General features: G+C 25.2%; 3 protein-coding genes. 1 reads left to right on the forward strand and 2 read right to left on the reverse strand.

What is annotated here, in order from left to right:
• Positions 1-404 precede the first annotated feature (404 nt).
• Together G3997_RS07145 and G3997_RS07150 are read right to left on the reverse strand one after the other, a co-directional pair.
• The gene (locus G3997_RS07145) at positions 405-1,157 is read right to left on the reverse strand and encodes an exodeoxyribonuclease III (RefSeq protein WP_296644878.1); all 753 of its coding nucleotides are present in this window, start codon (positions 1,155-1,157) and stop codon (positions 405-407) included.
• 68 nt (positions 1,158-1,225) lie between these two features.
• Positions 1,226-2,170 (reverse strand): galactose-1-phosphate uridylyltransferase, encoded by a 945-nt coding sequence (locus G3997_RS07150; protein WP_296644880.1) that lies wholly within the window; start codon positions 2,168-2,170, stop codon positions 1,226-1,228.
• A 203-nt stretch (positions 2,171-2,373) separates the two neighbouring features.
• Here G3997_RS07150 and G3997_RS07155 point away from each other — a divergent pair, with 203 nt between their 5' ends.
• Entirely contained in the window at positions 2,374-3,582 is a 1,209-nt protein-coding gene (locus tag G3997_RS07155; protein ID WP_296644881.1) for a pyridoxal phosphate-dependent aminotransferase, read from the forward strand.
• Positions 3,583-3,631: the final 49 nt, after the last annotated feature.

Genomic DNA, 3,631 nt, shown 5'->3' on the forward strand with positions numbered 1-3,631 from the left:
TTATAGATTCATATTGTGCAAATTCTACACTTATTATATTTTTATTATCTCCTCTATTATATAAAGTATCTCCTATTAATACATCACTTTCTAAAAAATTATTACATTCTTTATCTAAGAAATCTATAAGGTCTTGTACCTTTATTGAGTTTTGTTCTGATTTTAATAAAGATACACTTTTATTTTCTTCATCTTTATATATAGATTCTATACCGTATAAAAGGTTGTCCTCTTTTATGTATACAACTTCTCCACCTAAATCATTACCCTTACTTAATTTATTTTTAAAATCTAATAAATTCATTAATATACCCCCTAATAATAACTATTTACTTATTTTATACATTATATTAGTGTTTGGTATATTTTATTAATAAAATTAAATAATATTAATTAAATTAGTATTATTTTAAAATAAGTTCAACTGGACAGTGATCTGATCCCAATACTTCCGTGTGTATATTAGCACTTACTAATCTATCTTTTAATTTATCAGATGCCAAGAAATAATCTATTCTCCATCCCGAATTATTCTTTCTTGCATTAAATCTATATGACCACCAAGAATATATTCCCTCTTTATCTGGATTAAAATATCTATATGTATCTATGAATCCAGAATCTAAAAGTGTTGTTAATTTATCTCTTTCCTCATCTGTAAAACCAGCATTTTTTCTATTTGTTTTAGGGTTTTTTAAATCTATTTCTTTATGAGCAACATTTAAATCTCCACAAACTATAACAGGCTTTATTTTATCTAAATTTATTAAATAATTTTTAAAATCATCTTCCCACTTCATTCTATAATCAAGCCTCTTTAATTCACTTTGAGAATTTGGAGTATACACTGTTATAAAATATAAATCTTCAAACTCTATTGTTATTACTCTACCTTCTTTATCATGTTCTTCTATACCTATACCATAAGTTACATTTATAGGCTTTTTCTTTGTAAATATAGCAGTACCTGAGTAACCTTTTTTCTCTGCATAATTCCAGTATTCATAGTATCCTGGCAAATCTAATTCAATTTGACCAGCTTGAAGTTTAGTTTCTTGTAAGCAGAATATATCTGCATCTACCTCTTTAAAAAATTCTAAAAATCCTTTAGTAACACACGCTCTTATACCGTTTACATTCCATGATATAAATTTCATTTTGTCCTCCACAATATTGTATATTAATATTTTTATATTACCCTTAAATTCAACTATTTTAACATATATTAAAATTTTATTTTTTTAGCTATATGTTCAGGTTCTATAGAAGATACATATATTCCTGTACTTAATTCAAATCCTCCAAAGCTATTTTTTCTAGGAATAATATGTATATGAACATTAAGATACTCACTTTCACTATTTTTAGGATGAGTATGTATAAATATATTAAATGGCAAATCTCCATTTACTTTGTATATATTAGAAAATAAATTTTTAAATATCTTAGATAGTTCTCTTATCTCGTTATTCTCTATATCTTCAAATCTTATATTTTTTTTAAAGATAATTCTAATTTCACCAGTGTACTTTGTTGACTTCGGAACTAATGTCAAAAAGTTTTCACTATTATTTACTACTCTTTTCTTTTCTTCAATTTCATTTTTTATAATATCATCATATAAGTGTCTATTATTATCTTTATAATATTTTCTACTTATATTAACTTCTTTTTCTATATCGGGTGGTATTATAGATATAGAAATAATTTGAGAATGTGGATGATTTAATGATGCTCCAGCTTTTCTTAAATAATTTTTAAATATAGTAACATATTTTATTTTTTCATCTTTTATAAAATCTGAGTATCTATTTCTATACATTAAAAACATATTGTAAAACTCATCTTCACTCATATTGTAAAAACTTCCATTATGTCTATATGTATCTATCATCACTTCATGATTTCCATATATGTTATCTTGAAATTTATCTACTATGGGATATTTATTATTAACCGATCTTACCACCCAATCATTTTCATCTTCTATCTTAAATTTTAAATCTGGAGAATTGATTTCATTCCCTCTACAAAATGGACATTTTTGATTATATTCATTTTTATTTTTTTCTTCATTTTCTTCATTCATCTTATCCATAGGTCTTTTAGCTCTATCTTTAGCAAAAATTACTATATCATTATTTATACTATCAATTCTTATTTCTTTCATCTATAGCACCTCTTTGATATTATTTTACCATATTAACTTATTTTTTATCGATATATAATAAGCTTNNTATGTTATTTATCTTTTATATATTAAAAATAATTTATATAATTTTATATTAATGATTTTTGATTTCAAAAATGATATTATAATCTTGAGTAATTATACTTATATAGTTTATGTTTATATATTAAGGGGGATTTTAAATGAAATATTCAGAGAGAATAAGTTCTATGCAATCTTCTCCAATTAGAAAATTAGTTCCTATGGCTAATAAAGCTAAAGCTAAAGGAATTAAAGTGTATCATTTAAATATAGGCCAACCAGACATAAAAACTCCTAAAGTATTCTTTGATGCAGTCAAAAGTTTTGATAATGAAGTTTTAGAATATGCAGTCTCACAAGGTTTACCTGAATTAATAACTTCACTTCAAAAATATTATACTACATACGGTATGTCATTTGAATCCGATGAAATATTAATAACTAATGGTGGTAGTGAAGCCTTATTATTTGCAATTATGGCAACTTGTGATCCTGGAGATAATATATTAGTTCCTGAACCATTCTATACTAATTATAATGGATTTAGCCAATCTATAAATGTATGTATCACTCCAATTACTACTAAAGCTGAAGATGGCTTTCACCTTCCTAAAAAAGATAAGATACAGTCTCTAATCAATCCTAAAACCAAAGCAATACTACTTTCTAATCCTGGCAATCCAACTGGTACAGTTTATACTAAAGAAGAACTTTATATAATAGCAGAAATTGCTAAAGAGAATGATTTATGGATAATATCAGATGAAGTATATAGAGAATTTGTTTATGATGGACTAGAGTATACAAGTTTTGGAAATATAAAAGAAGTTGAAGATAGAGTTATAATAATAGACAGTGTATCTAAAAGATACAGTGCTTGTGGTGCTAGAATTGGTTCTATAGCATCTAAGAATAGAAATTTAATTGTTGAGATACTTAAATTATGTCAAGGTAGATTATGTATTTCTACTCTCGACCAAATAGGCTCTACTAAATTATATCAAATTCCTAAATCATATTTTGATGAAGTTAATAAAGAGTATAAAAACAGAAGAGATGTTTTATACAATGAATTAATGAAGGTCGAAGGTGTTATTTGTAAAAAACCTACAGGAGCATTTTATATTCTTGCAAAATTACCAGTTGAAAACGCTGAAGATTTTGTTATATGGATGCTTACAGATTTCAATAAAGATGGTGAAACTGTTATGGCCTGTCCTGCTGAAGGATTCTATGCTACACCTGGACTTGGTAAAGATGAAATTAGACTTGCTTATATATTAAAAGAAGAAGATCTTCATAGAGCTTCTGTATTATTAAAAGAAGGTTTAGAGACCTATCTACAATTAAAAAAAGAAAATAAACTTTAAAAGTAATTTATAGATATCTAATCTTAATATATAAAAGCAACCTAATAGG

It is taken from the genome of Romboutsia sp. 13368 (assembly GCF_018336475.1).
GTDB lineage: Bacteria > Bacillota > Clostridia > Peptostreptococcales > Peptostreptococcaceae > Romboutsia.

Coding starts and splice junctions, on each gene's coding strand:
- G3997_RS07145 (WP_296644878.1), bottom strand. CDS start 1,157: ATGAAATTTATATCATGGAATGTAAACGGTATAAGAGCGTGTGTTACT.
- G3997_RS07150 (WP_296644880.1), bottom strand. CDS start 2,170: ATGAAAGAAATAAGAATTGATAGTATAAATAATGATATAGTAATTTTT.
- G3997_RS07155 (WP_296644881.1), top strand. CDS start 2,374: ATGAAATATTCAGAGAGAATAAGTTCTATGCAATCTTCTCCAATTAGA.